The sequence below is a fragment of the Mycobacterium persicum genome (assembly GCF_002086675.1).
GTDB lineage: Bacteria > Actinomycetota > Actinomycetes > Mycobacteriales > Mycobacteriaceae > Mycobacterium > Mycobacterium persicum.
This window is the reverse complement of record NZ_MVIF01000365.1, coordinates 1-240: the sequence shown is the minus strand read 5'-3', so window position 1 is coordinate 240 and position 240 is coordinate 1. Positions and strand designations below refer to the sequence as shown.

Here is a 240-nt window from a genome sequence, read left to right as displayed (position 1 = left end):
ATAAAAGCCCCTATATTCAAAACAAGCAGGAGAAAAAAATATTCCCGTACATTTTGATGTCTGTAGGGGCTTTTTTGACTTTAGGATTTGTCATTTTTTCAATTCATAAAGGGAGACGAACGAAAAATGAATCAGCACGTAAAAGTAACATTTGATTTTACTAATTATAATTACGGCACATATGACTTAGCAGTACCAGCATATTTACCGATTAAGAATCTAATAGCATTAGTGTTAGAC

General features: G+C 32.1%; 1 pseudogene. It reads left to right on the top strand.

Annotation, left to right across the window (positions count from 1 at the left end):
• Positions 1-126: 126 nt before the first annotated feature.
• Positions 127-240: pseudogene (gene esaB / locus BST40_RS28790) on the top strand (type VII secretion protein EsaB); the annotation flags it as partial.